Here is a 2,041-nt window from a genome sequence, read left to right as displayed (position 1 = left end):
TTTCTATCTGAAATAGTTCATACAGAAGACTCCATTTTGTTAAAATTATACTATCAATTCCACTTTGCAACAGAACCTCTTTTCTAGTATAATGTTTATTAATATAGTACATATTTTTATAAGGAGTTGTACGCATGTATAATCCATTCGACGAAGCTTATCATGGCTTATGCGAAGAGATATTAGAAATAGGGAATAGACGCGATGATCGCACACATACCGGGACAATTTCCAAATTTGGGCATCAATTGCGTTTCGATTTAACCAAAGGGTTTCCTTTACTTACAACCAAAAAGGTTTCTTTTAAATTAGTAGCAACTGAATTATTATGGTTTATTAAAGGAGATACAAACATTCAATACCTACTTAAATATAATAACAATATATGGAATGAATGGGCATTTGAAAATTATGTTCAGTCTGATGATTATCATGGACCAGACATGACAGATTTTGGACATCGTTCCCAGCAAGACCCTGAATTTAACGAGCAGTATAAAGAAGAAATGAAAAAATTTAAAGAACGTATTCTAAACGATGATGCATTTGCTAAAAAATATGGCAACTTAGGGAATGTTTATGGTAAACAATGGAGAGATTGGGAAGATAAAAATGGAAATCATTACGATCAATTAAAATCAGTTATACAACAAATTAAAACCAATCCAAACTCTCGACGTCACATTGTTTCAGCATGGAATCCTACTGAAATCGATTCAATGGCATTACCACCTTGCCACACAATGTTTCAATTTTACGTACAAGAGGGTAAATTAAATTGTCAATTATATCAAAGAAGTGCTGATATATTTTTAGGTGTTCCTTTCAATATTGCAAGTAATGCTTTACTGACACATCTTGTTGCAAAAGAATGTGGACTTGAGGTGGGTGAATTCATTCATACATTTGGAGATGCACATATTTATTCCAATCATATGGATGCAATACATACACAATTATCAAGAGATAGTTATCTACCACCTCAATTAAAAATTAATACAGATAAATCAATTTTTGATATTAATTATGAAGATTTAGAATTGATAAATTATGAATCACACCCTGCTATTAAAGCACCTATTGCGGTATAAAAAGATGCATTAATATTTCGCATACAGAAAGGAGGTATACCATGACATTATCAATAATTGTCGCTCACGATAAACAAAGAGTCATTGGGTACCAAAATCAATTACCTTGGCACTTACCAAATGATTTAAAGCATATTAAACAACTGACCACTGGGAATACACTTGTAATGGCACGGAAAACTTTTAATTCTATAGGGAAGCCATTGCCAAATAGACGTAACGTCGTACTCACTAACCAAGCTTCATTTCACCATGAAGGGGTAGATGTTATAAACTCTCTTGATGAAATTAAAGAGTTATCTGGTCATGTTTTTATATTTGGAGGACAAACGTTATACGAAGCAATGATTGACCAGGTAGATGATATGTATATCACAGTAATAGATGGAAAGTTTCAAGGAGACACATTCTTTCCACCATACACATTCGAAAACTGGGAAGTCGAATCTTCAGTAGAAGGTCAACTAGATGAAAAAAATACTATACCGCATACATTCTTACATTTAGTGCGTAGAAAAGGGAAATAGGAGGCAATTATGGCTAAACAAATTATCGTCACGGATTCAACCTCTGATTTATCACATGAATATTTAAAACAACATAACATTCATGTTATACCATTAAGCCTGACAATCGACGGGAAATCTTACACTGATCAAGTTGATATCTCTTCAAGTGAGTATATCGATCATATTGAAAATGATGCAGACGTCAAAACAAGTCAACCACCTATTGGTCGATTTATTGAAACATATGAGCAATTAGCTCAAGATGACGTTGAAATTATAAGTATTCATCTTTCGTCAGGCTTAAGTGGTACTTATAATACTGCTGTTCAAGCGAGCCATATGGTAGATGGTAATATTACAGTGATTGATTCTAAATCTATTTCGTTTGGGTTAGGTTATCAAATTAAGCAAATTGTTGAATTGGTTCTGTTGCAAAGTAAA

Annotated in this window: 3 protein-coding genes; all 3 read left to right on the top strand. The window is 32.9% G+C overall.

Annotated features, from left to right (window positions below; translation table 11 throughout):
- Positions 1–134 precede the first annotated feature (134 nt).
- Entirely contained in the window at positions 135–1,091 is a 957-nt protein-coding gene (locus KA883_RS08235; protein ID WP_210139946.1) for a thymidylate synthase, read from the top strand.
- A 41-nt stretch (positions 1,092–1,132) separates the two neighbouring features.
- Complete coding sequence (locus KA883_RS08230) at positions 1,133–1,618, top strand: trimethoprim-resistant dihydrofolate reductase DfrS1 (protein ID WP_000175735.1); 486 nt, start codon at positions 1,133–1,135, stop codon at positions 1,616–1,618.
- A gap of 9 nt (positions 1,619–1,627) precedes the next feature.
- Positions 1,628–2,041, top strand: a 414-nt coding sequence (locus KA883_RS08225) for a DegV family protein (RefSeq protein WP_046091407.1), incomplete at its 3' end; no start/stop codon positions are given.

Source organism: Staphylococcus sp. GDY8P54P (assembly GCF_017892645.1).
Lineage (GTDB): Bacteria > Bacillota > Bacilli > Staphylococcales > Staphylococcaceae > Staphylococcus > Staphylococcus ureilyticus.
This window is presented reverse-complemented; position numbering and strand designations above follow the sequence as displayed.